The organism is Pyramidobacter sp. C12-8 (genome assembly GCF_002007215.1).
GTDB lineage: Bacteria > Synergistota > Synergistia > Synergistales > Dethiosulfovibrionaceae > Pyramidobacter.
The window spans coordinates 19,213-41,925 of record NZ_MUHX01000005.1 but is presented as its reverse complement, the minus strand read 5'-3'; the positions used below and the strand labels follow the sequence as shown (position 1 = coordinate 41,925).

At 63.4% G+C, this 22,713-nt stretch carries 28 protein-coding genes; 14 read left to right on the top strand and 14 right to left on the bottom strand.

The window, feature by feature from the left end; all coding sequences use genetic code 11:
- Positions 1–3 precede the first annotated feature (3 nt).
- Positions 4–786: a 4,5-DOPA-extradiol-dioxygenase gene (gene ygiD, locus B0D78_RS02910; protein WP_078015493.1), complete on the bottom strand. Its 783-nt coding sequence runs from the start codon at positions 784–786 to the stop codon at positions 4–6.
- Positions 787–988: 202 nt separating this feature from the next.
- On the opposite strand from ygiD, the gene B0D78_RS02905 reads away from it, so the two are divergent.
- A complete protein-coding gene (locus tag B0D78_RS02905) occupies positions 989–1,609 on the top strand; it encodes a DJ-1/PfpI family protein (RefSeq protein ID WP_078015492.1) in 621 nt (206 codons plus the stop codon).
- 78 nt (positions 1,610–1,687) lie between these two features.
- On the opposite strand, the gene B0D78_RS02900 is transcribed toward B0D78_RS02905, so the two are convergent.
- Entirely contained in the window at positions 1,688–2,311 is a 624-nt protein-coding gene (locus B0D78_RS02900) for an HAD family hydrolase (protein ID WP_078015491.1), read from the bottom strand.
- A 162-nt stretch (positions 2,312–2,473) separates the two neighbouring features.
- On the opposite strand from B0D78_RS02900, the gene B0D78_RS02895 reads away from it, so the two are divergent.
- The 5 genes from B0D78_RS02895 (at position 2,474) to B0D78_RS02875 (ending at position 6,579) form a co-directional block, all read left to right on the top strand.
- Positions 2,474–3,640 carry a YgeY family selenium metabolism-linked hydrolase gene (locus B0D78_RS02895; protein ID WP_078015490.1) on the top strand — a complete coding sequence of 389 codons (1,167 nt, stop codon included), beginning with the start codon at positions 2,474–2,476 and terminating at the stop codon, positions 3,638–3,640.
- Between the two features lie 53 nt (positions 3,641–3,693).
- Positions 3,694–4,911 carry a diaminopropionate ammonia-lyase gene (gene dpaL / locus B0D78_RS02890; RefSeq protein ID WP_078015489.1) on the top strand — a complete coding sequence of 406 codons (1,218 nt, stop codon included), beginning with the start codon at positions 3,694–3,696 and terminating at the stop codon, positions 4,909–4,911.
- A gap of 161 nt (positions 4,912–5,072) precedes the next feature.
- Positions 5,073–5,441, top strand: coding sequence for an ArsR/SmtB family transcription factor (locus B0D78_RS02885; protein WP_078015488.1), 369 nt, complete (start codon positions 5,073–5,075; stop codon positions 5,439–5,441).
- On the top strand, positions 5,438–6,022 hold the full coding sequence (locus B0D78_RS02880; RefSeq protein ID WP_009163978.1) for a chromate transporter: 585 nt from the start codon (positions 5,438–5,440) through the stop codon (positions 6,020–6,022). Before B0D78_RS02885 ends, B0D78_RS02880 begins: the two co-directional genes overlap by 4 nt.
- Positions 6,019–6,579, top strand: a complete 561-nt coding sequence (locus tag B0D78_RS02875) for a chromate transporter (protein ID WP_078015487.1) — start codon at positions 6,019–6,021, stop codon at positions 6,577–6,579. The genes B0D78_RS02880 and B0D78_RS02875 overlap by 4 nt, the downstream gene beginning before the upstream one ends.
- Before the next feature lie 127 nt (positions 6,580–6,706).
- Here the strand turns inward: B0D78_RS02875 and B0D78_RS02870 are convergent, their stop codons facing one another.
- From B0D78_RS02870 to hydF, 6 genes are all read right to left on the bottom strand, one after another.
- On the bottom strand, positions 6,707–7,639 hold the full coding sequence (locus B0D78_RS02870; protein ID WP_078015486.1) for an ABC transporter substrate-binding protein: 933 nt from the start codon (positions 7,637–7,639) through the stop codon (positions 6,707–6,709).
- Positions 7,640–7,650: 11 nt separating this feature from the next.
- Positions 7,651–8,034, bottom strand: a complete 384-nt coding sequence (locus tag B0D78_RS02865) for a VOC family protein (RefSeq protein WP_078015485.1) — start codon at positions 8,032–8,034, stop codon at positions 7,651–7,653.
- Positions 8,035–8,118: 84 nt separating this feature from the next.
- Positions 8,119–8,802, bottom strand: coding sequence for a hypothetical protein (locus B0D78_RS02860; RefSeq protein ID WP_078015484.1), 684 nt, complete (start codon positions 8,800–8,802; stop codon positions 8,119–8,121).
- On the bottom strand, positions 8,799–9,530 hold the full coding sequence (locus tag B0D78_RS02855) for an ABC transporter ATP-binding protein (protein ID WP_078015483.1): 732 nt from the start codon (positions 9,528–9,530) through the stop codon (positions 8,799–8,801). Before B0D78_RS02855 ends, B0D78_RS02860 begins: the two co-directional genes overlap by 4 nt.
- Positions 9,523–10,284, bottom strand: coding sequence for an ABC transporter permease (locus B0D78_RS02850; protein WP_078015482.1), 762 nt, complete (start codon positions 10,282–10,284; stop codon positions 9,523–9,525). The genes B0D78_RS02855 and B0D78_RS02850 overlap by 8 nt, the downstream gene beginning before the upstream one ends.
- Positions 10,281–11,492: a [FeFe] hydrogenase H-cluster maturation GTPase HydF gene (hydF, locus tag B0D78_RS02845; protein ID WP_078015481.1), complete on the bottom strand. Its 1,212-nt coding sequence runs from the start codon at positions 11,490–11,492 to the stop codon at positions 10,281–10,283. The genes B0D78_RS02850 and hydF overlap by 4 nt, the downstream gene beginning before the upstream one ends.
- A gap of 252 nt (positions 11,493–11,744) precedes the next feature.
- Between hydF and B0D78_RS02840 the strand changes: the two genes are divergently transcribed.
- Positions 11,745–12,614 (top strand): phosphoribosylaminoimidazolesuccinocarboxamide synthase, encoded by an 870-nt coding sequence (locus B0D78_RS02840; protein ID WP_078015480.1) that lies wholly within the window; start codon positions 11,745–11,747, stop codon positions 12,612–12,614.
- A gap of 177 nt (positions 12,615–12,791) precedes the next feature.
- Here the strand turns inward: B0D78_RS02840 and B0D78_RS12745 are convergent, their stop codons facing one another.
- Entirely contained in the window at positions 12,792–13,022 is a 231-nt protein-coding gene (locus B0D78_RS12745; protein WP_168169978.1) for a hypothetical protein, read from the bottom strand.
- Here B0D78_RS12745 and B0D78_RS02835 point away from each other — a divergent pair.
- From B0D78_RS02835 to B0D78_RS02810, 6 genes are all read left to right on the top strand, one after another.
- Complete coding sequence (locus tag B0D78_RS02835) at positions 13,021–13,614, top strand: DUF6305 family protein (RefSeq protein ID WP_078015479.1); 594 nt, start codon at positions 13,021–13,023, stop codon at positions 13,612–13,614. The two genes, B0D78_RS12745 and B0D78_RS02835, sit on opposite strands and share 2 nt — an antisense overlap.
- A 110-nt stretch (positions 13,615–13,724) precedes the next feature.
- Positions 13,725–15,020: a citrate transporter gene (locus B0D78_RS02830; protein WP_078015478.1), complete on the top strand. Its 1,296-nt coding sequence runs from the start codon at positions 13,725–13,727 to the stop codon at positions 15,018–15,020.
- Positions 15,021–15,035: 15 nt separating this feature from the next.
- Positions 15,036–15,221: a hypothetical protein gene (locus B0D78_RS02825; protein WP_078015477.1), complete on the top strand. Its 186-nt coding sequence runs from the start codon at positions 15,036–15,038 to the stop codon at positions 15,219–15,221.
- Positions 15,222–15,234: 13 nt separating this feature from the next.
- On the top strand, positions 15,235–16,419 hold the full coding sequence (locus B0D78_RS02820) for a deacylase (protein WP_078015476.1): 1,185 nt from the start codon (positions 15,235–15,237) through the stop codon (positions 16,417–16,419).
- A gap of 91 nt (positions 16,420–16,510) precedes the next feature.
- Positions 16,511–18,118 (top strand): dipeptidase, encoded by a 1,608-nt coding sequence (locus tag B0D78_RS02815; protein ID WP_078015475.1) that lies wholly within the window; start codon positions 16,511–16,513, stop codon positions 18,116–18,118.
- Positions 18,119–18,462: 344 nt separating this feature from the next.
- Complete coding sequence (locus B0D78_RS02810; protein ID WP_078015474.1) at positions 18,463–19,284, top strand: class I SAM-dependent methyltransferase; 822 nt, start codon at positions 18,463–18,465, stop codon at positions 19,282–19,284.
- 139 nt (positions 19,285–19,423) lie between these two features.
- On the opposite strand, the gene cdd is transcribed toward B0D78_RS02810, so the two are convergent.
- From cdd to B0D78_RS02800, 3 genes are read right to left on the bottom strand one after another with little or no spacing between them, the layout of a single operon-like run.
- Complete coding sequence (cdd, locus tag B0D78_RS02805; RefSeq protein WP_168169977.1) at positions 19,424–20,146, bottom strand: cytidine deaminase; 723 nt, start codon at positions 20,144–20,146, stop codon at positions 19,424–19,426.
- Entirely contained in the window at positions 20,136–20,318 is a 183-nt protein-coding gene (locus B0D78_RS12740; protein WP_158606357.1) for a hypothetical protein, read from the bottom strand. Before B0D78_RS12740 ends, cdd begins: the two co-directional genes overlap by 11 nt.
- A gap of 21 nt (positions 20,319–20,339) precedes the next feature.
- A complete protein-coding gene (locus B0D78_RS02800; protein ID WP_078015472.1) occupies positions 20,340–21,434 on the bottom strand; it encodes a threonine synthase in 1,095 nt (364 codons plus the stop codon).
- Between the two features lie 141 nt (positions 21,435–21,575).
- Here B0D78_RS02800 and B0D78_RS02795 point away from each other — a divergent pair, with 141 nt between their 5' ends.
- Positions 21,576–22,067 (top strand): GAF domain-containing protein, encoded by a 492-nt coding sequence (locus tag B0D78_RS02795; RefSeq protein WP_078015471.1) that lies wholly within the window; start codon positions 21,576–21,578, stop codon positions 22,065–22,067.
- 255 nt (positions 22,068–22,322) lie between these two features.
- Here the strand turns inward: B0D78_RS02795 and B0D78_RS02790 are convergent, their stop codons facing one another.
- Positions 22,323–22,550, bottom strand: a complete 228-nt coding sequence (locus B0D78_RS02790) for a RidA family protein (protein WP_078015470.1) — start codon at positions 22,548–22,550, stop codon at positions 22,323–22,325.
- Between the two features lie 10 nt (positions 22,551–22,560).
- Positions 22,561–22,701, bottom strand: coding sequence for a RidA family protein (locus B0D78_RS12735; protein ID WP_168169976.1), 141 nt, complete (start codon positions 22,699–22,701; stop codon positions 22,561–22,563).
- Positions 22,702–22,713: the final 12 nt, after the last annotated feature.

The window sequence follows — 22,713 nt, the reverse complement described above, 5'->3', positions numbered from 1 at the left end:
AGCTCAAGCATCCATGCCGAAAGCATAGCTGGTCATCGAAATGGCGGCCAGCGTGCGCACGGCGTTGAACACGCAGGGTTTTTCGCCGGCCGACGCGCCCAGCGCGTAAAGCAGCGGCAGGAAGTGATCGGGCGACGGAACGGCGTAGGCCGCGTCCTCGTGCCGCCTGTAGTCGATCACGGCGTCGTCGCGGCGCGCTTCCACCTGCGCGCGGATCCACTCGTCGAAAGCGTCCGCCTCGGGCGTTCCAGCGGGGTTGTCCCAGTTCACGCGGCGCAGATTGTGCACCACGTTGCCGCTGGCGAGGATCAGATAGCCCTCGTCGCGCAGGAAGGCCAGCTTTTTGCCGGCTTCGTAGGACGCCGATGCGTCCAGAAAGCGGTTCACGCTCAGCTGCACCACCGGCACGTCGGCTTCGGGGAACACGTGCACCAGCACCGACCACACGCCGTGGTCGACGCCCCAGCTGTCGTCGACGCGCGCGTCGAGCCCCGGCGCGGCCAGCACGCGGGCGCTCAGCCCCGCGTCGCCGCGGACGGGGTACTTCAGCTCGTACAATTCTTTCGGAAAGCCCGTCATGTCGTAGACCTGACGCGGCTCGGAATCGGTCTGCACAAACGTGCGCGCGTTGTACCAATGGGCGGAGACCGCCAGGATCGCTTTCGGCCTGCCGAATCCGGCGACGATCCGCTCCCCCAACGCGCGGAAGCGGCGCGTCAGCTCGTTGTCGGCCAGCGCGATCATCGGATCGCCGTGACCGAGGAAAACCGCGGGCATTCGTTTCATGTGAATGACTCCTTCAAATGAATTCCATTCGAATTTTGGACCTGCCCGGATCATAGCCCGCCGCGGGCAGCCTTACAAGAAAATTTTTCAAACGCTTCTGGACCGGCCGGCGTTCAGATTCCCTGTCCATGAACATGTTGCGGCAAAATTGCCTGACATGTTATTATAAATATACATTTTATCCAGAGAGAAGCGAACGCGAATGAAAAAAATATGCATGTATTTATGCGAGGCAATGGCGGACTGGGAGCACGGTTATGCGCTGCAGGGGCTGTCGCTGCAGAAGATGCTGCCCGAGAAAAAATACGAACTTCTCACCGTTTCGAATTCAAAAAATCCCGTTCATACCGCAGGCGGACTGACGATCGTCCCAGACGCCGCGCTGAAAGAGATCGACGGAAACAGCGTCTCCGCCTTGCTGCTGATCGGCGGAGACGCGTGGCTGAAAGAAGAACAAAAAGAAGCGCTCGATCTAGCGGCCGCTCTGGTCGAAAAAAACGCCGTAGTCGCGGCGATCTGCGGCGCGACATTGGGATTGGCCGAGCGAGGGATCCTGAACGACAGGGAGCATACCAGCAACTCGCCTTCCTTCCTGAGCGGACTGGCTAAGAATTACGGCGGCCTGGCTCATTACAGGCACGTCCCGGCCGTTTGCGACGGGAATCTGATAACGGCCGGCTCGGCAGGCTCCCTGCTCTGGGCAAGATATATCATCGAACGGTTGGCCCTCTATTCGCCAGCGACCGTAAGCGCGTGGTACGACTATTTTTCTACCGGAGAACCCGAATACTTCGCCGCGTTGATGAAGTCTTTCGAAAGGTAACCTCCGTTCCGCCGATCAACAACCGTATGACGTGCGAGCGGCCGCTCGTTTTTATTCGCGCGGCGGCGCGGAAGTTTTTCAATCCAGCTCCAGCACGCGGCGCAGTTCGGCCACGTCGCCGCTGGCGAACTGCCAGGCGTCCATGCCGCAGTCGACGGCCCCCTGCACGTTCCATGGCAGGTCGTCGATGAAGAGGCAGTCGGCCGGGTCCAGGCCGTAGCGCTCGAAAAAAAGCCGATAGATCCATTTCTGCGGCTTGACGCACCGTTCCGGCGCGGAGAAGACGACGCCGTCGTACAGATCCGGGCAGGGCAGCACGCGCCGCCAGCACTGCGTCAGGCGCATCCCCGCGTTGGAAAGCACGTAGACGTTCTGGCCGCGCGCTTTGACGGCTTTGACCACTTCTTCCATGCCGGGCTTGGGCCACAGGTTGTAATCCTCCCAGTGCTCGAAGCTTTTCCGCGCGATCTCTCGCACGGCGTCGGAGCTGAGGCGGCGCAGCGTGTACCGCAGCGCCGTGTCCTCGTCGATGAGGCCCGCATCGAGCATCTGCCACTCGCAGGAGCAGTACAGCACGTAACGGATCTCCTTGATCACGGCCTCGTCGTCCGTGAACCGCTCGATGGCGCGGCGCGAGTCGTACTCGGACAGCACGTGTCCCATGTCGAAAACGATGTTGCGGTATTCCCTGGCGGGCCTCATGGTCTTCCTCCGAATCTTTCTGCACAATGCGCTCTCATACCGGTTGGGGAAGTTTTTGCGCAATGACGCTGCATTTTTCGCTTCTATTGTGATACTTTACGGCGCAGAAATCAATATACTTGATTCAGCTCGGAGAACATCATCCGCAAAGGGGGCTTTTTTATGATCGCTCAGAAATTCTGGAACGAAACGCACCGCAGCGACCTGCTGGATTTTTACGTCGAAACCGTGAAAACGCGCAGCTATTCCGATCAGGAGGGCGAACTGGCGCAGAAACTCCTCGCCAAAATGAAGGAGCTGGATTATGACGAGGCATACGTCGATGCCGCGGGCAACGTCTGCGGCCGCGTCGGCTGCGGCGACAAGGTGGTTCACTTCGATTCGCACATGGACACCGTGCTGGCCGAGAACGCAGACGAATGGAAGCATCCGCCCTTTGCCGGCGAGATCGAGGACGGCATGCTCTACGGCCGCGGCGCCGTGGACATGAAAGGCGGCCTGACCGCGTCGATCTGCGCGGCGGGAGCGGCGAAGAAGCTCGGTCTGCTCGAAGGCAAGACCGTCTGGGTGACAGGCTCCGTCTGCGAGGAGTACTGCGACGGCGTCTGTCTCGAACATTTTTACCGCGACAGCGGCGTCAGGCCCGACTTCTGCGTGATCTGCGAGCCGTCCGACAACGTGATCACGCTCGGGCACACCGGCAAAGTGCAGGCGCGCCTCGTCACGCACGGCGTCTCGGCGCACGGCTCGGCGCCCGAAAAGGGCGTCAACGCCGTCTACGAGATGGCGGAGATCATCCAGCGCGTCGAAGCCCTCAACGCCGCACTGCGCGAGAACGGCGGCGGCACCATCGTGCTGTCGCACATCTCCTGCCAGACGGCGTCGTTGAACGCCGTGCCCGACCGCTGCGAGATCTATCTCGACCGGCGCCTGCGCCTCGGCGAGACCACCGCGCAGGTCGCGACGGAACTGGCGGCGCTGGCCGCCGGCAAACGAGCTTCCGTCGAACCCGGCACGCTGATCCACACCAGCTGGAACGGAGCGCGGCTCGTCTATCGGCCCGAGCACGATCCTTGGAAGATCGGCGAGAGCCACCCGCTCACGCTCGCCTGCAACGCCGCGTACGAAAAGACGTTCGGCGAAGCGCCCGCTCGCTACGACTTCTGGGACTTCGGCACCAACGCCGTCGTTCCCGTGGCGATGGGCGTGCCCACGATCGGCTTCGGCCCCGGCGAGTACAAGCTGGCGCACATGACCGACGAACGCTGCGCTCTCGCAAAGGTCGAAGAGGCCTGCTGTTTTTATATCCATCTGATCGAGACGCTCTGAAAAGGGTGCGAGTTCCTTGCCCTTTTTGTATGACCATTCAAGGAGGAACGAAAATGGAGGAACGGTTCAAGGCGATTCATTACGAGCGCGACGCCGGCATCGGCCCCGCGGCGATGGAACAATTCGGCCCGGCTCAGGCGGAGAAGGTGCGCGCCTTCCACCGCAGCTTTCCCGAGTACGCCCCCACGCCGCTGGCCGACCTGCCGCATTTGGCGCGTGAACTGGGGATCGCGGCGCTGCGCGTCAAGGACGAAAGCCATCGCTTCGGCCTCAACGCTTTCAAAGTGCTCGGCGGCAGCTACTGCCTCGGCCGCTGCGTCGCCGAACGGCTCGGGCTCGATCCCGATTCGTTGACCTTCGCGGAGCTGACCAGCCCCGAAGTGCTGGCGAAGATCGACGGCTCCACCTTCGTCACCGCCACCGACGGCAACCACGGCCGCGGCGTGGCCTGGACGGCCGCCAAGCTGAAACAGCGCTGCGTCGTTTACATGCCCAAGGGCAGCGCCGCCGAGCGCCTCGAGAACATCCGCAGGACAGGCGCCGACGCGTCGATTACGGAATTCAATTACAACGATACCGTGGCGCTGGCCCGCGATACCGCTGCGAAGAACGGCTGGACGCTGGTGCAGGACACTTCCTGGCCGGGCTACGAGGAGATCCCTCTGCGGATCATGCAGGGCTATCTGACCATGACGCTGGAGACGGCGGAGCAGCTGGGCGGCAAAAAGCCCACGCACGTGTTCCTGCAGGCCGGCGTCGGTTCCATGCCGGCCGCGGCGGCGGCGTTCTTCGCCAATCTGTACGGCGCGGAACGCCCGATCGTCACCATCGTCGAGTCGAATCAGGCCGACTGCATCTACCGCACCGCCGCGGCGCGGGACGGCAAGATCCATGCCGTGAACGGCGACATGCGTACGATCATGGCCGGGCTGGCCTGCGGCGTGCCGGGCATGACGGCCTGGGAGCTGCTGCGGCGCTGCGCCGACAACTTCGTCTCCATGCCCGACTACCCGGCCGCGCAGGGCATGCGCATCCTCGGCGCGCCGCTGCCCGGCGATCCGCGCGTGATCTCCGGCGAAAGCGGCGCTTCCGCCTTCGGCCTGGTGACCGAGGTCCTGCGCAGCCCCGGGCTGAAATGGCTCAAGGAGCAGCTGCGCCTCGACGAAAACTCGCGCGTGCTCTGCTTTTCCACCGAAGGCGCCACCGACCGCGCCAACTACCGCCGCATCGTCTGGGACGGCGCGTTTGCGCGGGGCCGTTCGGTTTCTTGATCAATAAGGTTAAATCGAAAACCTGTACGACCGGGCTGCAGCGAAAGGAAAAGTCTTTCGCCGCAGCCCGTTTTGTATCCGCCATGTTTTTATCGTTGACTTCATCGGAAGCTCCCGCTAAAATTTAATTAAGCAGACACTTAATTAAAGGAGCGTGCAAAATGGATCATCTGGTTCTTTTCAAAGCGCTTGCGGACGGGACGCGCCTGAAAATCGTCAGGCTGCTGCTCGAACATCGCCGTTGCGTACGCGCGCTGGCCCGCGAGCTGGAGCTTTCCGAAGCCGCCGTATCCCAGCATCTGAAAGTGCTGCGGGAGGCCGGCATCGTCATCGGGCAGAGGCGGGGATATTTTATGCATTACGACGCCGATCGTCGGACCCTTCAAGATCTGGCCCGGGAAATCGGAGACCTGGGCGCCGTCGAACGGACGTGCCCGCCCGACGCACGGCGCTGCCAAAACGCGGGTGCTCGTTGTCGATCGGACTTTTCAACTGCCGGCGAGCGCGAGACGAAGGAGGAGAGACAATGAAAAAGCCCGGCATTCTGCTCAGGCTGCTGCTCGTCTTCATGAAAGTCGGTTTTTTCACGTTTGGCGGCGGCTATGCCATGATCTCTCTGATTGAACATCTCTGCGTCGAGCGAGAAGGCTGGATCACTCACGACGAGATGATGAACGTCGTCGTCATCGCCGAGTCGACGCCCGGACCGATCGCCATCAACTGCGCCACCTTCGTCGGTTACCGCCAGGCCGGTCTGAGCGGCGCGCTGGCGGCGACGCTGGGAATCGTGCTGCCGTCTTTTGCGGTGATCTATCTCATCGCCTCCCGCTTCGACCGTTTTCTCGCGATACGAGCCGTGTCGTCCGCGTTTCGGGGCATCAAGCTGTCTGTCGGCCTTCTTGTTTTGGACGCGGGGATCCGCATGGTCCGGAAGATGCCGAAAAAGGCGCGCCCCCGCCTGTTCATGGCCGGCGCGTTCTTAACCATGGGAGCGTCGGAAATTTTCGCGCTGAAAATTTCTTCGATCGCGCTCCTGTCGTGCGCCGCTCTGCTGAGCCTCGCGCTGTTTTCAGCGGGAAACCTTCTCCGCGCCGGGAGAGAAGAAAAATGATCCTTGCCGATCTGCTGTGCGCTTTTCTCAAGGTGGGCTTTTTCGCTTTCGGCGGCGCCTACGGAGCCATCCCTCTCATCCGCGACGTCGTTCTGTCTTACGGCTGGCTCAGCGAGGAGCGACTGAGCTACTGGATCGCCGTCAGCGAAAGCACGCCCGGCCCCATTATGGTCAATCTGGCGACCTGCGTCGGCAGCCAACAGGCCGGCATTCCGGGAGCGCTTGTCGCCACTGCCGCCGTCGTGCTGCCGTCTTTCGTCATGATCCTGCTGGTCATGGGCTTCTTCAGCGCCGCGTTCCGCAACCGACGTTTCCAGGCCGTCCTATCCGGCCTGAAACCGGCCGTGATCGGCATCGTCCTCGCGGCCGGCGTCAGCATGACCATTCATAACTGCCTGCGCAAGGAGGCGGGCGGAGCCGACGTAAAGGCCATGGCTCTTTCGGCCCTTTTGGCGGCAGCGTTTTTCTTCCCCATCCTGCCGCATCGGCGGAGAATATCGCCGATCGCGCTGATCATTCTGTCAGCCTTCCTCGGCATCGCCGCATACGGATCCTGACACCGATTTTCAATTACGGCTTTCAATTGAAAATCAACGTCAGTATCGCATGCGCAAAAAAATCCCCTGCAGTCGCCAGGCTGCAGGGGATTTTTCGACGAGCGGGGATTCGCGTCCTCGCGCTTTTTTACGGCCGCGGCGCGGCGAACAGGCTGCGCACGTCGATGGGGCGTTCCATCATGCCCTGCGCGGCCATGAAGTCGGCGGTGCGCTGCAAGCCCGCGGCGTCGGCGGGAGTGATCTCCATGGAAAAATCGTAGAGCGGCAGCTGCGCTTCCACGTCTTCGGGGCTCAGGTCCAGTTCTTCGGCAGCGATGCGCACGGCCTCGCCGCGATGATCGGCGATCCATCGCAGCGTCTCGCGGCGAGCGGCAAGGAATTTTTCCACCAGGTCGGGGTGGTCACGCAGCGTCGCTTCCGTGGTGACGGAAAGCACTTCGCCGCCGACCAGCCCGTCGCCGTCGCGCAGCACTGTGTAGCCGTCGCGGGCCATCCGCCAGGCCGGCACGCCGGTGACGAGCGCGGCGTCGACCCTGCCGGCGGCGAGAGCGGCCGCCGCCGCGGGCACGTTCATGGAGACGAAATTCACGTCGTTGACGGTCATGCCGGCTCCGGCCAGCCAGAGAGCGAGCAGTTCGTGCAGAATGGTACCGCGCGGTCCGGCGACGGTTTTGCCGCGCAAATCTTCGGGACACGTCAGCGGCGAGCCCTTGGGCGCGAGGATCTTGAAGCTTTGCGGCGAGCGCGCGAAGATGCCGAGGATCCTGAACGGCGCGCCGCTGGCAACGGACAGGAACACGTTGGTGGAGCCGGCCGCGGGCAGAAACTGAACGTCGCCGGCAGCGAGAGCGTGAGCCTGTTCGGGGCCATTCCTGAGGACGACGTATTCCACGGGCTGGCCGAAATGCTTTGCGAACAGCCCGAGGCGTTTTTCGACCATGGAGGGGACGTTGAGCGGCGGCGTGATGTAGGTCACGGCGATCCTGCCGCCGGCGCGCGCGGGCAGGGAGGAAAGCGCCAGCAGCAGCGCGGCGGCACATTCTTTCAGACGCCCGTTCATCGTCGGCCCCCTTATCGATGAGCGTACTGGGCGATCTCTACGAGATTGCCGTCGGGGTCGCGCGCGTAAACGCTCCGTATCGGACCGCGAGCGCCGTTCCTGTCGACAACGCCCGCGACGATGGGCACGCCTTTGGCGACGAGTTCGGCTTTGACGGTTTCGATGTCGTCCGTCGTGATCAGGCAGAAGTCGAGGCTGCCAGAGAGAGGGCGTTCCGCCGCCGGCAGGAACTCGGCGGGGCGGGTGTGAACGTTGATCTTGCGGGCACCGAAATGGAAGGCGCCGCGGCCATCCTGTTCGCGATACTCCATGCCGAGCGCGCCGCAGTAGAAGCGGCGGCAGGATTCGGGGTCGGCCGTGGTGAGAACGAGATGATCAAAATCCGTGATGCGCATGGGGTAACCTCCTTCGCGCGAGCGCCGCGCTGCGGCGCGATTTTTTTTCAGATGCACGATCTCCGCCGGAGATCATTCGCTGCATCAGCTGGGCGTCAGCAGGCGCAGCTGACGATAGTAAATAAACGAGCGCAGGGCCCGCGGCCCGGTGAGTCCGAGCGCTCTTTGGCGCGCCTGCGTGCGCGTGAGCGCGTCGAAATCCTTGTCGGTCAGCTGCGGCGAGAAGGAACGTCCGCGGCGCAGTTCTTCGCCCTGAGCGGCGTCAAGACCGGCAGTCCGCGCCAGGAGCGCCGCCGCTTCTCCATCCCGTTCCAGCCATTCGGCCGCGTCGGCCTGCGCGTCCATGAAAGCGCGCACGGCGTCGTTGTGATCCATGATGAACTGGCCGGTCGTGACGGAGACCAGTTCGTCGTCTTCCGCCGTATATCCGGCACGTTCCGGCCGCGGGCGACAGGCGATGGTGACGATGCGCAACACCTGGCCCCGGGCGGCAGCCGCGAAGACTTTCGAGGCGCGGATCGAAGCGACGATGTGGACGCGCCCTTCGGCCAGAGCCGCCAACTGTTCCTCGTCGCCGGCGCAGAAAACTTTCTCCACCGGCAGACCGAGATGGTCGCGCCACAGCGATTCCGGCGCGGCGGCCAGCACGGAGAGACGCTCCGCGCCCGGCGCAAAGGCGACGCGCAGCCGCTCCAGCGGCGCGGGGACCGCCAGGACGGGCGCGGCGGACACAAACCAGAACAGACACAAACATACATATTTTTTCATCGTTTTCCTTCTTTCTTCTGAGGATCCTGATTCATGATGCGCGCGAGTATTTCCCGGCGCAGCCTGCCCACCTCGGGCAGCGAAAGATCGCGCGGATAGGGCAGCGAGCCGAGGTCGTAGCGGGCGTCGATGACGCCGCGGTCGAGGACGACGACCCGGCGCCCGAGCAGCAGCGCCTCGTCGATGCTGTGAGTGACGAACACCACGGTGACGCCGGTGCGTTGGTACAGCTCGATGAGCAGTTCCTGCATGGCCATGCGCGTAAAGTAATCGAGCGCCGCGAACGGTTCGTCCATGAGCAGCACGCCGGGGTCGAGCGCCAGCGCGCGGGCCAGAGCGGCGCGGTGCTGCATGCCGCCGGAAAGCTGCGCCGGCCTGACGTTTTCGAAGCCGTCGAGGTGCACGGCGTGGATCAGCTCCATGATGCGGGCTTTCTCCGGTTTTTCGACGCCGAAAGCGACGTTGTCGTACACGTTCAGCCACGGCATCAGGCGCGGCTCCTGAAAGACCATGCCGACGCGGGCGCGCTCCGGAGCGCGCACCTCGCCCTCGTAGGACTCCAGCCCGGCGAGGACGCGCAGCAGCGTGGTCTTGCCGCAGCCGCTGCGGCCAGCCACGACCACGAAGTCCCCGTCTTCCAGCGTCAGGTTCAGGCCGCGCAGCACGGTCAGCTTTTCGCCGCCGAAGGCGAAGCTTTTGCGCAGACCGACGATCTCATACTTAGCCAACGCCGTCGCCTCCCGCTCCGGGCGCGACGCGGGCGATCAGCGCCGCCAGCGCCGCGTCGGTCAGATAACCGACGAGGCCGATCACGAAGACGCCGGCCACGACTTTGTCGGAACGCGACATCTGCTGGGCGTCGAGGATCATGTAGCCAAGCCCGCTGGCGGCAGCGATCATCTCCGCGCTGATGATGGCGCGCCAGCTGTAGCCGATGCCGATGCGCATGCCCACGAGGATGTCGGGCACGGCGCAGGGAAACATGATGCGCGAGAACAGCCGCCATTTGGAGAATCCCATCGTGCGCCCCACCTCCATCAGCTTCCTGTTGGCGGTGACGAAGCCCTTGTGGACGCTCATGTAGATGGGGAAAAACGTCGCCAGCACGATCAGCACGGTCTTGGACTTTTCGCCGATGCCGAACCAGAGGATCAGCAGCGGGATCAGGCTGAGCGGCGGCACGTGGCGCAAGAATTCGACGAGGTGCCCGTAGTACTCGGCGCGGCGCGTCCAGATCGACGCCAACCCCAACGCGAATGCCAGAGCGAAGGAGATGGAAAAGCCGACAGCGACGCGACGCACGCTGGCCCACAGATCGCCGAGCAACGCGCCGCTGCATGTCATCGACCAGAAGGCCCGCCACACCTGCGCGGGCGACGGCAGCACGTACGGACTCCACCACTGGCGTGAGCTCCCCCACCACCAGAGCGCGAACAGCAGCGCCGGCAGGATGCAGCGCTTGGCGAAAATTCGTCGGGTCATGGGCGGACCTCCACGCCGAGGCTGACCTTGTCGAGGATGCCCGTCAGCCACGCCAGCGCGATGCCGTAGTTGGTGATGGGCACGCCCTGCCGGCGCGCTTCGGCGATGCGGGCCAGCACGAAGCGGCGGTTGAACATGCAGGCGCCGCAATGGACGACGAGGTCGTAGCCGCCCAGATCGGCGGGAAAATCGACGCCGCGCGCGAAATCGATCGTCAGCCCCGCGCCGAAACGTTTGCGCAGCAGGCGCGGGATCTTGACGCGGCCAATGTCCTCTTCCAAAGGCGCGTGCGTGCAGGCTTCGGCGATCAGCACGCGCGACCGTCCGGTCAGTTTTTCCAGCGCCCGCGCCCCGGCGGCGAAGGCGGCGATGTCGCCCTTGTAGCCGGCAAACAGGATCGAGAACGACGTCAGCTTCACGCCTGGCGGGACCTGCGGGTAAATTTCGGCGAACGTCTGCGAATCGACGATCACCAGCGCCGGTGGCTCCTTCAGCGACGCCAGCGCCGAGGCAAAACCGTCGGATGTCGCGCAGAGGGCGCGGCATTTCTTGTCGAGCAGCTCGCGGATTGTCTGCACCTGCGGCAGGATCAGACGCCCTTTCGGCGCCTGGATGTCCTGAGGCATCACCAGCACCACCGTGTCGCCGGCACGGCACAGCGAGCCGGTGATGCTCAGGTCTTCCCGCTCGGGCAGCGCCGTCAGCAGCGCCTCGCGCAGCGCCGCCACGCCTTCGCCGTTCGCGGCGCTGACGGGCACGGCGTCGAATCCGGTCGCGGCTTTAAGACTTCGTAGCGCCGCTTCCCGCTCGCCGTCGCTCATGCGGTCGATCTTGTTCAGGACGGCGATCACGGGGACACCTTTCGCTTTCAGCAGACCGATCCATTCCAGATCTTCGGGACATGCAGCGCCGGCAAAGACCATCAGCGCCACGTCGGTGCGGTCGGAGGCCTCGCGCGTTTTGCCCACGCGCAGCGCGCCGAGCCCGCCTTCGTCGTCGAATCCGGCCGTGTCGATCAGCACCGCTGGGCCGACGCCGCGGATCTCCATGGCCTTGTAGACCGGGTCGGCGGTGGTGCCCGGCACGTCGCTGACGATGGCCGCCGCCTGCCCGGTCAGCGCGTTGATCAGCGACGACTTGCCGCTGTTGCGCCGCCCGAAAATGCCGATGTGCAGCCGCTCCGAGCGCGGCGTTTCGTTCAGACTCATTGGACTCGCTCCCTTCCGCTGAAAGGATCTTTTCAGCCGCGGCGGCGCGCCGTCGCGCACCGCCGGTGGAATCGGTTCCATTATAGAATCTGCGCGGCCAAAGAGCAACGCGCCCGGCGTTCCGGCGCGGCGCGGATGCATAAAATTTTCATTCGCATTTCTTATTTATCTCTTGTGTCCTGCGGAAATTGCTTTATACTGAATGCTGAAATTAAGATTTTTCATCCTTAAAAATCAGGAGTGATACAAACGATGCAGCAGTTCGTGCCCGTAAAAGAAGGGAAAGTCCGCGAGATCTACGACCTCGGCGAAAATCTCGTCATGATCGCCACCGACCGCATCAGCGTCTTCGACATCATCCTCAGGAACGAGGTGCGCGGCAAGGGCGCCGTGCTCACGCAGATGAGCCGGTTCTGGTTCGACTTCACGCGGGACATCGTCCCCAACCACATGATCGGCACCGACAACGCGGCGATGCCGGAGTTCTTCCGCGCGCCCCGCTTCCAGGGCCGCGCCATGCTGTGCAAAAAACTGAAGATGATCCCCGTGGAGTGCATCGTGCGCGGTTACATCACCGGCAGCGGCTGGGCCAGTTACCAAAAGGACGGGGCCGTCTGCGGCGTCCGCCTGCCCGCGGGGCTGAAAGAGTGCCAGAAGCTGCCCAAGCCGATCTTCACGCCCAGTACCAAGGCCGAGATCGGCGATCACGACGAGAACATCGACTTCGCGCGGAGCGCGGCGCTGCTCGAAAAGGCTTTTCCCGGCCGCGGCGAAGAGTACGCGCGCACGATCCGCGACCGCACGCTGGCGCTGTACGAAAAATGCGCCGCCTACGCGCTGTCGCGCGGCCTCATCATCGCCGACACCAAATTCGAGTTCGGCGTCGACGAGAACGGGCGCGTCGTGCTCGGCGACGAAATGCTCACGCCCGACAGCAGCCGCTTCTGGCCGCTGGAAGGCTACGAGCCGGGGCACGGCCAGCCGTCGTTCGACAAGCAGTTCGCCCGCGACTGGTACAAGGCCCATCCCGGCAACGACGGCACGCTGCCCCCCGACGTCGTCGAAAAGACGATTGGCAAGTACAAAGAAGCCTATAAGCTCCTCACCGGCAAGGAACTTTAAACCATTAGCAAGAAAATCCGCAAACAACAGCAAAATATCCGGTTTTCTTCCGCCGTGGAAGGAGGCCGGATATTTTTTATAGTTTGTCGTCCGTTTCGAACGTGAACAAAAACCGGGAGATTTGATCGACGCAACGCGCCGGATTCCGTGTTCCGTTGATTTACAAAAGATTCCGATTCACGCAATAAAAATTTTGTTCGGTTTTGTTCGATTTAGTCCCCAACACCGCCCGCGCGGCGCTCTGCACAACGGCACGTATACAATATTACATTGATTTTCTTCTTGATGAAAAGGCATTTTCGCTTTATAAAAGTTCGGTACACCGTGGTCTATGCCGCGGCGATTTCCCGGTGAAACGGCGTCGGGAAAAAGTTTGACCGCCATTTTTTGTGAGGAGGCTTTTTTCATGAAGAAGATTTCGTTGTCGCTGCTGGTAATCATGCTGCTGTGCCTTGCGCTCGCGGCGGGCTCGTTCGCCGCCGTAACCGGCGCCGAAGCGCCCAAGGGCGATCTGCCGCTGCTGGTGACCAACGCCGGGCAGGGCCCCGGAGGCAAGATGGGCCGTCTGCTGATCCGCCGCGCCAAGGCCGTGGAAGACATGACCTACAATGCCGAACCCAAGCCCGAAGACCTGGTCGCCGGCGGCTACAAGACCATGGTCGTGGTGATCGGCTCGTCCGCCAAGGGGCTGGGCGCTTCCGGCATCACCATCGATCAGGAGATCGTCCGTCTGGACGCGATGATGGCCAAGGCCAAGGAGCTGGGCATCCAGGTCATCGCCGCCCACATCGAAGGCAAGGCCCGCCGCGGCAAGCCCGGCAGCGCCGACGAGCGTTCCATCGACGCCATCATCCCTCTGGCCGACCAGATCGTGGTCAACAAGGAAGGCGACGCCGACGGCAAGTTCACGAACCTCGCCAAGGAAAAGAACATCCCTATCACCTATCTTGACAGCGCTATGGATCTGGGCGAATTCGTCAAGACGATGTACGCCAAGTAGAATTTCGCGGCACCAGAAGCTGAGCGCTGGATCCCGGCCTGTGAGAGAGAAGTTTTCGTTTCCCCCCGCGTCGCCGATCGAGCGCTCTTTATTGTGACAGGAGGTTCGTAATGTACGCCGAAACTTCTATGGTTCTGGCGGTCATGGTGATCGTCTTCGCCCTGGCCAGCTGGAAGCTGAAATCGCCCGAGCTTTCCATGGTCGTCACGGCCATCGCCGGAGCGCTGGCCGGCGGTCTGGGGTTCCCCGTCCGCCTTTTCGTGGAGGGAACGTTCACGTATTTCGACGTGGCCTTCACGTTCCTGACCGCCTCGATCTTCATCAATTTCTACTCCGAGACGGGCGCCATGGACGCGCTCGTGCGCAAGATGGTGGAGCGCTTCTACGGCTCCAAATGGGTGCTCTTCTTTCTGCTGGCGGTGATCATGCTGATCCCCGGCGCGCTGACCGGCGCGGGCAGCGTCTCCATGTTCGTGGTCGGCGGCATGGTCGCGACGGTGCTGCGCTTCATGGGCATCGGCGACAGGAAGATCGTCGCCTTCATCTACGTCACTTCGATGCTGGCCGCCGTGGCGCCGCCCATCAACCTGTGGGTGATGCTGATGTGCGCCCAGGCCAACATGCCCTACGTCGGTTTCGACGTGCCGCTGCTGGCGCCGATCGTCCTCATCACGGTTTTCACAGTGTTCTATCTGCTGCGCGGCGGCAAGCCCGAATCCAAGGAACAGATTTTGGCCGAGCTGCCCGAAGCGCCGGCGGGCATGAACTGGTTCCGCATCCTCGCGCCGCTGGCTGTCTTCATCGTGCTGCTGCTGCTTTCCAAGTACGCGGCTTTCAGCATCCCGACGCTGGGCATCCCGCTGATCTTCCTGATCAGCACGCTGGTGGCCGTGCTGGTCTCGCCCAAAAGGAGCGGCTTCAAGCGCTGGTACGAGGTGCTCGCCAACACGTCGGAGCAGGTGTTCCCGCTGCTGGCGACGGTCATCAGCGTCGGCGTGCTGGTCAACATCATGACCGCCACGGGCGTGCGCGGCCTGATCGCGATCACGTTCGTGACGCTGCCGGTGGTGCTGATCTACGTCTTCGCGCCGTTCGTGCTGCCCCTCGCGCAGGGCTCGCTCAGTTACAGCAGCGGCATCATCCTCGGCACGCCGTTGATCTTTTTGTTCAACTCGGTCGGCGTCAACGTGACGATCATCGCCACGGCGCTGAGCCTGCTCTACCCGCTGGGCGACTGCCTGCCGCCCTCGCGCATCTCCGGCCGCGTCGCGGTCGACGTTTCGGGCTACAAGGGCAGCTACATGTCGTTCCTTGGGGCCATTCTCGTCCCCTGCATCTTCATGGCCGTCGTCGCCGTGCTCATGCTGATCTACGCCAACAAGCTGAGCTGGCTCATCGTTTACTAGGGAGGATGGTTGAACATGGACGAATTCATGCGCAACGCCAATGAGATCATCCACTACATCTACTTCGGCATGGCCGGAATCTGCGGCCTCGTCCTGCTGAGGGGGCTGTTTTTCAGGAAAACGCGCCGCTCGATCGTTTACGACATCGTCTACGCGTACACGCTGATCCCCTTCATCCTGCGCGCGCTGCGCATCAAGTAGGAGGACGGACACAATGGCTTTCAACTACGAAAAAGGCGCCGTCGCGCGCAAGCTGGCGTTCCTCGCCGTCGCGGGCGTCATGGCCTGGCTGGGCGGCAAAGAATTTTTGGAGCTTCGCAACTACAAGGAACAGGTGGTCGTTTCCGATTCGTTCACGGAGAAGAAGATGCTCTCCGACTGGTTCCCGCCGATCAAGGGCACGGGCGTGGACACCCCCGTCTACGTGTTCGACTCGGGCGTGCCCGGCGGCAGCATGTTCTACCTCGGCGGCACGCACCCTTACGAGCCGGCCACGTCGATGTCGGCCTACGTGATGATGGAAAACATCAAGGTCAAAAAAGGCCGCGTGCTGATCGCGCCGCATGCCAATTACAGCGCCTCCACCGTGGGCATGCTGGGCAACGCCTATCCCAAGTTCTTCCACGTGGAGACCGATCACGGCCTGCGCCGCTACCGCATCGGCGACCGCAACACGGCGCCCGTCGATCAGTGGCCCGACCCGTTCACCTACGTGCACTATCCTTCGGGACAGAACCTCGACTACACCGACTCGCGCAACCTCAACCGCACCTATCCCGGCCGCCCCGACGGCAACCTGACCGAGCAGCTGACCTGGGCGATCATGGAAGTGAACCGCAAGGAGAACATCACGCTGTTCGTCGATTCCCACGAAGCGTCGCTGATGTACCCCGTGGTCGCCACCTACGTGGCCCACGACCGTTCGCTGGACATGGCCATGATGGCTTCGATGGTGCTGACGGCTTCCGAGTTCCCGATGAAGTGCGAAGCTTCGCCCAAGAGCCTGCGCGGTCTGAGCCACCGCGACGCGGGCGACTTCTGCGACTCCTACGTGGTGCTGATGGAGACGCCGGAACCGTTCATCGACCGCGTCGCCGGCAAGATCACCGAGAAGCTGATGATGGACGGCAAGGACGAATTTTTGCAGACGGCGGCCGATCACGGCCTGCTTTACTGCGACTACGACATCAAGGACGGCTGCCCGATGTGGGACCGCGTCGGCCGTCACCTTTCGGGCGCGCTCGAGATGATCAACCAGATGAACGACTTCCTGATCGACGAGCCCGAAAAAGAGCTGCTGGTGGAGTTCCCGCGCCATCCCGACCTGAAGGAAAAGGGGCTGGGCGCGTTCCTGCACGATCCGGCCACGGCCGATCCCAAGAAAGTGTTCCTCGACTGACGCGACTGGTTTTTCGGGCGGCTTTCGGCTGCCCTTGCACCGCCCTCTCCGGCTGCCGGAGAGAAAATGATTTTTCAGGAGGGATTCATTTATGAAACTGAACCGCAAAGTTCTCGTCGGCGCACTGCTCGCCCTGTCGCTGACCGCCCAGGCGTCGTTCGCCTGCACCGTCATCGCCGTCGGCAAGAAGGCCAGCGTCGACGGCAGCGCCATGATCACGCACAACGACGACTCGCGCACGGCCAATTCGCGCCTGTACATCGTGCCCGAGGCCGACTGGCCCGAAGGATCCATGCGCGCGATCGTCAAGGACCAGCACGGTTACCCGGGCGAACAGCAGAAGCTCGACGAGACGCCCCAGGTCAAGCACACCTACCGTTATTTCTCTTCCCGCTATTCCTTCATGAACGAGAAGGGCGTCGCCATGAGCGAAGCCACCAACGGCGTGGACGACACCGACGAACGCGCGCTCAAAGTCAAGCAGATCATGGAGAAGGACGCCGTCGGCTCTCTGGACGCCTGGAGCCTTCAGGACATCGCCCTCGAGCGCGCTTCCACCGCCCGCGAGGCCGTCAAGGTCATGGGCGAGATGGTCGAGAAGCACGGCTTCTACGATCTCAGCGAGACCATGCCGATCACCGACGGCAACGAGGTTTGGATCTTCGAAGTCTACGGCAACGGCATCTGGGCCGCCTGGCGCATGCCCGACGACCACATCTTCGTGGCCGCCAACCGCGCCCGTCTGCGCAATCTGAATCTGGACGACAAGGAAAACGTCATGGCCTGCCCCGACATCGTCGACTTCGCCGTCAAGAACGGCTTCGTCGACGCCAAAAAGGTCGACCGCAAGAACTTCAGCCCTGCCGACGTGTACTGCCCCAGCACCGAGCTGTACGCCATGCGCCGCGAGTGGCGCGTGCTGTCGCTGATCGCCCCCAGCAAGACGTTCGATCCCAACGCCATGGAGCTGCCCATGTCCATCGTTCCCGACAAGAAGGTCAGCGTTCAGGACATCTTCACGATCACCGGCGACTGGTACGGAGGCACGCCCTACGACCTCAGCAAGGGTCCCGCCGCCGGCCCCTGGGGCAATCCGATCCGCTTCGCCAACAGCAGCAAGACCAAGCCCGGTTCGACGTGGGAGCGCTCCATCAACATGATGCGCACCTGCTACGTGCACATCGCCCAGGTCCGCGGCGACCTGCCCGAAGAGATCCGCGGCATCAGCTGGTTCGGCTACGGCGCTTCCGACACCACCTACATCACGCCGCTGTGGCCCATCATGAGAAAGCTGCCCGATTTCTACAACATCGGCGACCGCTTCCACCCCTACGACAGCAAGTCCGGCTGGTGGGTCAACACCCGCGTCCAGGAGATCGCCGGCCTGCACTATCAGGACGCCCGCAAGGACATCCACGCCGCCCGCGACGAGAAACTTCAGCCGCTCTACGTGCTGACGCCCATGGTCCAGGACAAGGCCGCCGAGCTGATCAAGGCCGGCAAGCGCGACGAAGCCGTCTCCCTGATCACCGACTTCGCCTACGCCAACGCCGTCGATTTCAACCAGCGCTGGCAGACCCTCGGCGACGTGCTGCTGGGTAAATACGCCCTCGGCTACGTCAACTTCAAGACCACGCCCTATCCGCAGGAGTGGAACGACTTCATCGGCTACGGCCCCGTCACCCGTCCCGCCAAATAACAAACGTATCCGCGCACAAAGGATCGCCCGGCCAAATCCACTGGCCGGGCGATTTTTCGCGCGCGTTTTGGTGCGGGAGCCGGTTTTATACTAATTCTTGATAGAAAGTATTAACATAGTTTTCCGAGCGACTGAACTCCCCCGCAGCCCCTTGCGTTCGGCCTTTTAATTAAGAATTAGTATTACTGCGGCGCCGGCTTCGCAAAACAGGGAACTCCGACCGTCGCCGCGTTCCATTACAGCCGATGAACGTTCCTCATGGAATCGCCCGCGGGCGCGCCTTTTCAAGGGGAGCGGAGCAAGTTATAATAGACTAACTCAATTGCGCGCAAGGAGGGAACACGATGGAACTGAAACTTCGAGAGCTGGAAGGCACGGCGCTGATCACCGTCGTCGCCCGGGCGCGGGCGTCGCAGAACCCGGACGAAGACTTTTACGACCCGTGGGCGGAGGAGATCGTCGGGAACCTGACGCCCGAGCAGATCAAAAGTGTGGAAACGGGGCGCATCAACGCGGGCGTTTTGGTACGCGAGCTGGCCTTCGACGCCGCCGTCGCGAAAATTTTGAAGGAGAAGCCGCAGGGCGTGGTCGCCAATCTCGGCGCGGGGCTGGACAGCCGCCCGTTCCGCCTCGGCGATCTGGCCGCGCGGTGGTACGACTACGACCTGCCGGACGGGATCGCGGCCCGCCGGTCGGTCTACGCCGAGGACGCGGCGCACCATTTCATCGCCGCCGACGTGCTGCAGCCCGAGTTTGTCGAGCTCCTGCCGCCGCGCGTCGATCTGTTTTACGCCTGCGGCGTTCTCATGTACCTCAAAGCGGACGCGCTGAACGAGATGTTCGCGCGGCTGGCGCGGCACAGCCCGGGAGCGGCGGTGCTCTTCGACACGGCCACGCCGTTTTTCGCCCGCCACGCGCACCGCATCGTGCGCGGCGTCAAACCGGGGCTGTTCGGCGGCTGGGGCTTCAAATACGACGCGCGCCCCGAACAGGTCAAGGCGCTGTTCCCCGTCCTCGGCGACATCGAGGTCAGCAATTACGGCGACAGCGGGCTGCTGCGCCGCCTTCACGGAAGTATGAAGCTGTTCTTCCGCCTGCTGCGGCCGGTTTTTACCGACAGCCTGTTCGTGACGGCGCGGCTGGGGGAGCGCCCTCTGTTCTTTTAGACGTAAACGGAACGCGCCGCAAAAGCGTCAAGGGAAACGGCGCCAGCCGCGGAAAAAAAACGGCACGATCTACGGTCATCCCACAAAAAGAGCCTGTCTCCCGGTTCGCCTTACGCGAGCTTTGAGACAGGCTTGTCGTTTATGAGACGTCGTTCAAAGGGATCGTCCGAACTTCCGCGCGCGGCGCGATGCGCGCCAGCAGCGCGGGCAGGAGCGGGGCCAAGGGAGCAGGGCCGGCCTCGGCCAGCACGGCCGCGGCGACAGGGTCGTCCGCCGCGCCGTCGAGGGCGCGCAGCGTCAGGGCCGTCTGCAGCGCCGTCAGCGAAGGGTTGTAGGCGCCGCTTTCCAGCAGACAGCCGGCGTAGACCCGGCCGGAAGCCGTGCGCAGCGCCAGGCCGCTGCGCGTGCCCGTGTAGGGGGCGTAGCCGTGCGCGGCCGCGGCCCGCGCCAGCCCGTCCAGGTCGGCCGCTTTCAGAACCGCGGCGCGGGTAAGCAGATTCTCGCCGCCGCGTTCCAGGACGAAAGCGTGCGGCAGATAAGCGCCGAGCGGCCGCGCTTCGCCGTTCAGCACAACGTCCAGCGGCGCTTTCAGCTCCGTCAAAAACTGGCGGCAGTAGCCGCAGGGCGCGGCCGACACGGCCAGCGCGATCAGCCGCGTTTCGCCGTGCGCGCGGGCGGCGATCGCCGCGGCCTGTTCGGCGTGGACGGTGAAGTTCAGCGGCAGCCCCGCGAACTCCTGATTGGCGCCCAGATAGACGCGCCCCGAATTTCCCAGCGCCGACGCGCCGACGCGAAAGCCGCTCAGCGGCGTCCGCGCGGCCCGCGCCGCTTCGTCCAGAAACGCGGCGAGTTCAGCGTACACGCAAGTCCTGCTCCGACTCATATCCAACCGAATGATCGTTTCCCCGCCGTCCCGTTCCATGCGATTCGCTCCTGTCGATGCGCGCCGCCGCGAAATGTTCCACGTGGAACATTTCGCGCTCGACGCCGATGTCTCCTGTGTCGGCGAGATGTCCCCGTTTTCGCCGTTTCATGCCGGGCGTCGTTTTCGCGCCTCAGTGATCGGATTTCAGCCCCGCGCCGCACATGGGGATGACGCTGTCGGGCGTTCTCCCGTACAGTTCGCAGTAGCGGCGGTAGCCGGCGTAGTTGGCGGCCGCCGTGTGCTCGCAGTAAACGCCTTTCGCGGCCAGTTCGCGGCGGCAGGCGAGGATCGCGTCCTCGGGCACGGCGACGATCTTGAAATGGTACTTGCGCACCGACGCGAGGATGGCTTCGCCGCGCATCGGCTGTCCGATGGCGATGCCCTCGGCCAGCGTGGGACGGGGGACGATCCGCGCCAGCCGCTCCTCGCCGCTGCGCCAGGCTTCCAGCAGCGGCGCGCAGTTCTCGCTCTGCATGACGACGACGTTGGGCATTCCCGTGATGATCCCGGCGGCGAGGAACTCTTCCAGCGCTTTGACGACGCCGAGGTAGAGCGTGCCGTTGCCGACAGGCACGAAGATGTTCCGCGGCACGCGCCCCAGCTGCTCGTAAATCTCGTACAGGTAGGTCTTGGTCCCTTCGTAGAAGAAGGGATTGTAGACGTGGTTGGCGTAATACAATCCGCGCTCGCGCACGGCGGCGCGGCACACGTCAGCGCAGTGGTCGCGAGAGCCGGGAACCACGTTGGCGACGGCGCCGTGGGCGCGGATCATGTCGATCTTCTTCGGCGAGGTGCCTTCGGGCACGAAGATCTCGCAGGCGATGCCGGCCCGCGCGCAGTAGGCCGCCACGCTGTTGCCGGCGTTGCCGCTGCTGTCCTGCGCCACCGATTCTACGCCGGCGGCGCGGCAGTGCGACACCAGCACGGCGGCGCCGCGGTCCTTGAACGACAGCGTCGGCATGAAGTAATCCATCTTCAGCGACAGATCGTCGTCGAAGCGCACCACGGGCGTCAGCCCCTCGCCGAGGCTGACGGCTCTCCATGCCTCGCCGAGCGGCGGCATGAAGGCGCGGTAGCGGAAAACGCTCCACTCGTCCCGGTCGACGAGGTCGAGGCTGAACTTCGGCTTTTCGAACTCGAGATCCCACAGCCCGCCGCACTCGCAGCGCGGCTTTCGCGTTGCGGCGTCTTCCTCTTTCCCGCATCTCGAACAGACGTACTTCATGACTTTTATTCCTCCTCGCGCCGGATTTTTCCCGGCGTGGTCTTATTGTACAATATTTTCCCGCCGCCCGCTCGGCCTTTCGTGGTACAATGCCGGCAGAAACGCGGCGCAAAAGCGCCCGCTGCGAAAGGAGCCTGTGAGATGATCTCCGTCGAAATCCCCGCCAAACTGACGAAGGACGAACGCTACCGCCTCATTTCCGCCCGGCTGGCCGCCCTGGCCGCCGCCGAACGCGACCCGCTCGCCAACCTGTGCAACTTCATGGCCTATCTGTACTGGACCGTGGGCGGCGTCAACTGGGTCGGGCTGTATCTCCTGCGCGGCGGCGAGCTCGTGCTCGGCCCCTTCGCGGGCAAGCCCGCCTGCTCGCGCCTCGCGCCCGGCAAGGGCGTGTGCGGCGCCGCCGTCCGCGCCGGCAAAAGTCAGCTCGTCCCCGACGTGCGCGCCTTCCCCGGGCACATCGCCTGCGACGACGCCTCCCGCTCCGAGCTGGTGATCCCGCTGACCGTCGGCGGCCGCCTCTGGGGCGTGCTCGATCTCGACAGCCCCGAACCGGCTCGCTTCGACGAAACGGACCGCGCCGCGCTGGAAAAGATCGCCGCCCAGATCGAAGCGCAGGCCGCGCGCCTGTAAGCCCCAAACGAAAAAGCCGTTCCCGTCTCCGCGCCGCGGCGCAGAGATGGGAACGGCTTTTTATTGCCGGCACTTCTATCGCAAATTGGAAAAGTAATACTATTTCTCGATAGAAAGCATCAGCACAGTTTTCGGGGGACTGCGGGGAAGTTCAGTCGCTCAGAAGGAGCTCGACCGCTGCGCGGTCTGCGCAGCTCGCTTTGCGAATCTCCCTCGCAGCGCCCTTATGTTCGGCCTTTTAATTGAGAAACAGTATTACTCGACGGCGGCGATGACTTCGATCTCCACTTTCAGGCCGGCGTTCAGCGCGCCGACGGGGACGATCGAGCGGGCCGGGTGACGGGCGCCGAAGAACTCGGCGTAGCACTGGTTCACCGCGGCCCAGTCGTCTTCGCCGCCGACGAAGGCGGTGGTCTTCAGCACCTTGTCGCGCGAGGAACCGCACTCTCTGAGGATGAGGTCGACGTTGTTCAGCGCGCGCATGGTTTCATCTTTATATGGATCCGGGTCGGTTCTCGCCCGTTTCCGGATCCTTGGAGAGCTGGCCGGAGATGAAGATCAGTCCGTCGTGGATCAGCGCCAGCGCGTAATGCCCGCGGGGTTTCAGGCCTTTGACCTGCATGATTTCTTTCATCGAACGCACGCT

Bases quoted from the DNA above. Each gene is read 5' to 3' on its own strand.
- ygiD (WP_078015493.1), bottom strand. From the start codon at position 786: ATGAAACGAATGCCCGCGGTTTTCCTCGGTCACGGCGATCCGATGATC.
- B0D78_RS02905 (WP_078015492.1), top strand. From the start codon at position 989: ATGAAAAAAATATGCATGTATTTATGCGAGGCAATGGCGGACTGGGAG.
- B0D78_RS02900 (WP_078015491.1), bottom strand. From the start codon at position 2,311: ATGAGGCCCGCCAGGGAATACCGCAACATCGTTTTCGACATGGGACAC.
- B0D78_RS02895 (WP_078015490.1), top strand. From the start codon at position 2,474: ATGATCGCTCAGAAATTCTGGAACGAAACGCACCGCAGCGACCTGCTG.
- dpaL (WP_078015489.1), top strand. From the start codon at position 3,694: ATGGAGGAACGGTTCAAGGCGATTCATTACGAGCGCGACGCCGGCATC.
- B0D78_RS02885 (WP_078015488.1), top strand. From the start codon at position 5,073: ATGGATCATCTGGTTCTTTTCAAAGCGCTTGCGGACGGGACGCGCCTG.
- B0D78_RS02880 (WP_009163978.1), top strand. From the start codon at position 5,438: ATGAAAAAGCCCGGCATTCTGCTCAGGCTGCTGCTCGTCTTCATGAAA.
- B0D78_RS02875 (WP_078015487.1), top strand. From the start codon at position 6,019: ATGATCCTTGCCGATCTGCTGTGCGCTTTTCTCAAGGTGGGCTTTTTC.
- B0D78_RS02870 (WP_078015486.1), bottom strand. From the start codon at position 7,639: ATGAACGGGCGTCTGAAAGAATGTGCCGCCGCGCTGCTGCTGGCGCTT.
- B0D78_RS02865 (WP_078015485.1), bottom strand. From the start codon at position 8,034: ATGCGCATCACGGATTTTGATCATCTCGTTCTCACCACGGCCGACCCC.
- B0D78_RS02860 (WP_078015484.1), bottom strand. From the start codon at position 8,802: ATGAAAAAATATGTATGTTTGTGTCTGTTCTGGTTTGTGTCCGCCGCG.
- B0D78_RS02850 (WP_078015482.1), bottom strand. From the start codon at position 10,284: ATGACCCGACGAATTTTCGCCAAGCGCTGCATCCTGCCGGCGCTGCTG.
- hydF (WP_078015481.1), bottom strand. From the start codon at position 11,492: ATGAGTCTGAACGAAACGCCGCGCTCGGAGCGGCTGCACATCGGCATT.
- B0D78_RS02840 (WP_078015480.1), top strand. From the start codon at position 11,745: ATGCAGCAGTTCGTGCCCGTAAAAGAAGGGAAAGTCCGCGAGATCTAC.
- B0D78_RS02835 (WP_078015479.1), top strand. From the start codon at position 13,021: ATGAAGAAGATTTCGTTGTCGCTGCTGGTAATCATGCTGCTGTGCCTT.
- B0D78_RS12745 (WP_168169978.1), bottom strand. From the start codon at position 13,022: ATGAAAAAAGCCTCCTCACAAAAAATGGCGGTCAAACTTTTTCCCGAC.
- B0D78_RS02830 (WP_078015478.1), top strand. From the start codon at position 13,725: ATGTACGCCGAAACTTCTATGGTTCTGGCGGTCATGGTGATCGTCTTC.
- B0D78_RS02825 (WP_078015477.1), top strand. From the start codon at position 15,036: ATGGACGAATTCATGCGCAACGCCAATGAGATCATCCACTACATCTAC.
- B0D78_RS02820 (WP_078015476.1), top strand. From the start codon at position 15,235: ATGGCTTTCAACTACGAAAAAGGCGCCGTCGCGCGCAAGCTGGCGTTC.
- B0D78_RS02815 (WP_078015475.1), top strand. From the start codon at position 16,511: ATGAAACTGAACCGCAAAGTTCTCGTCGGCGCACTGCTCGCCCTGTCG.
- B0D78_RS02810 (WP_078015474.1), top strand. From the start codon at position 18,463: ATGGAACTGAAACTTCGAGAGCTGGAAGGCACGGCGCTGATCACCGTC.
- B0D78_RS12740 (WP_158606357.1), bottom strand. From the start codon at position 20,318: ATGAAACGGCGAAAACGGGGACATCTCGCCGACACAGGAGACATCGGC.
- B0D78_RS02800 (WP_078015472.1), bottom strand. From the start codon at position 21,434: ATGAAGTACGTCTGTTCGAGATGCGGGAAAGAGGAAGACGCCGCAACG.
- B0D78_RS02795 (WP_078015471.1), top strand. From the start codon at position 21,576: ATGATCTCCGTCGAAATCCCCGCCAAACTGACGAAGGACGAACGCTAC.
- B0D78_RS02790 (WP_078015470.1), bottom strand. From the start codon at position 22,550: ATGCGCGCGCTGAACAACGTCGACCTCATCCTCAGAGAGTGCGGTTCC.
- B0D78_RS12735 (WP_168169976.1), bottom strand. From the start codon at position 22,701: ATGAAAGAAATCATGCAGGTCAAAGGCCTGAAACCCCGCGGGCATTAC.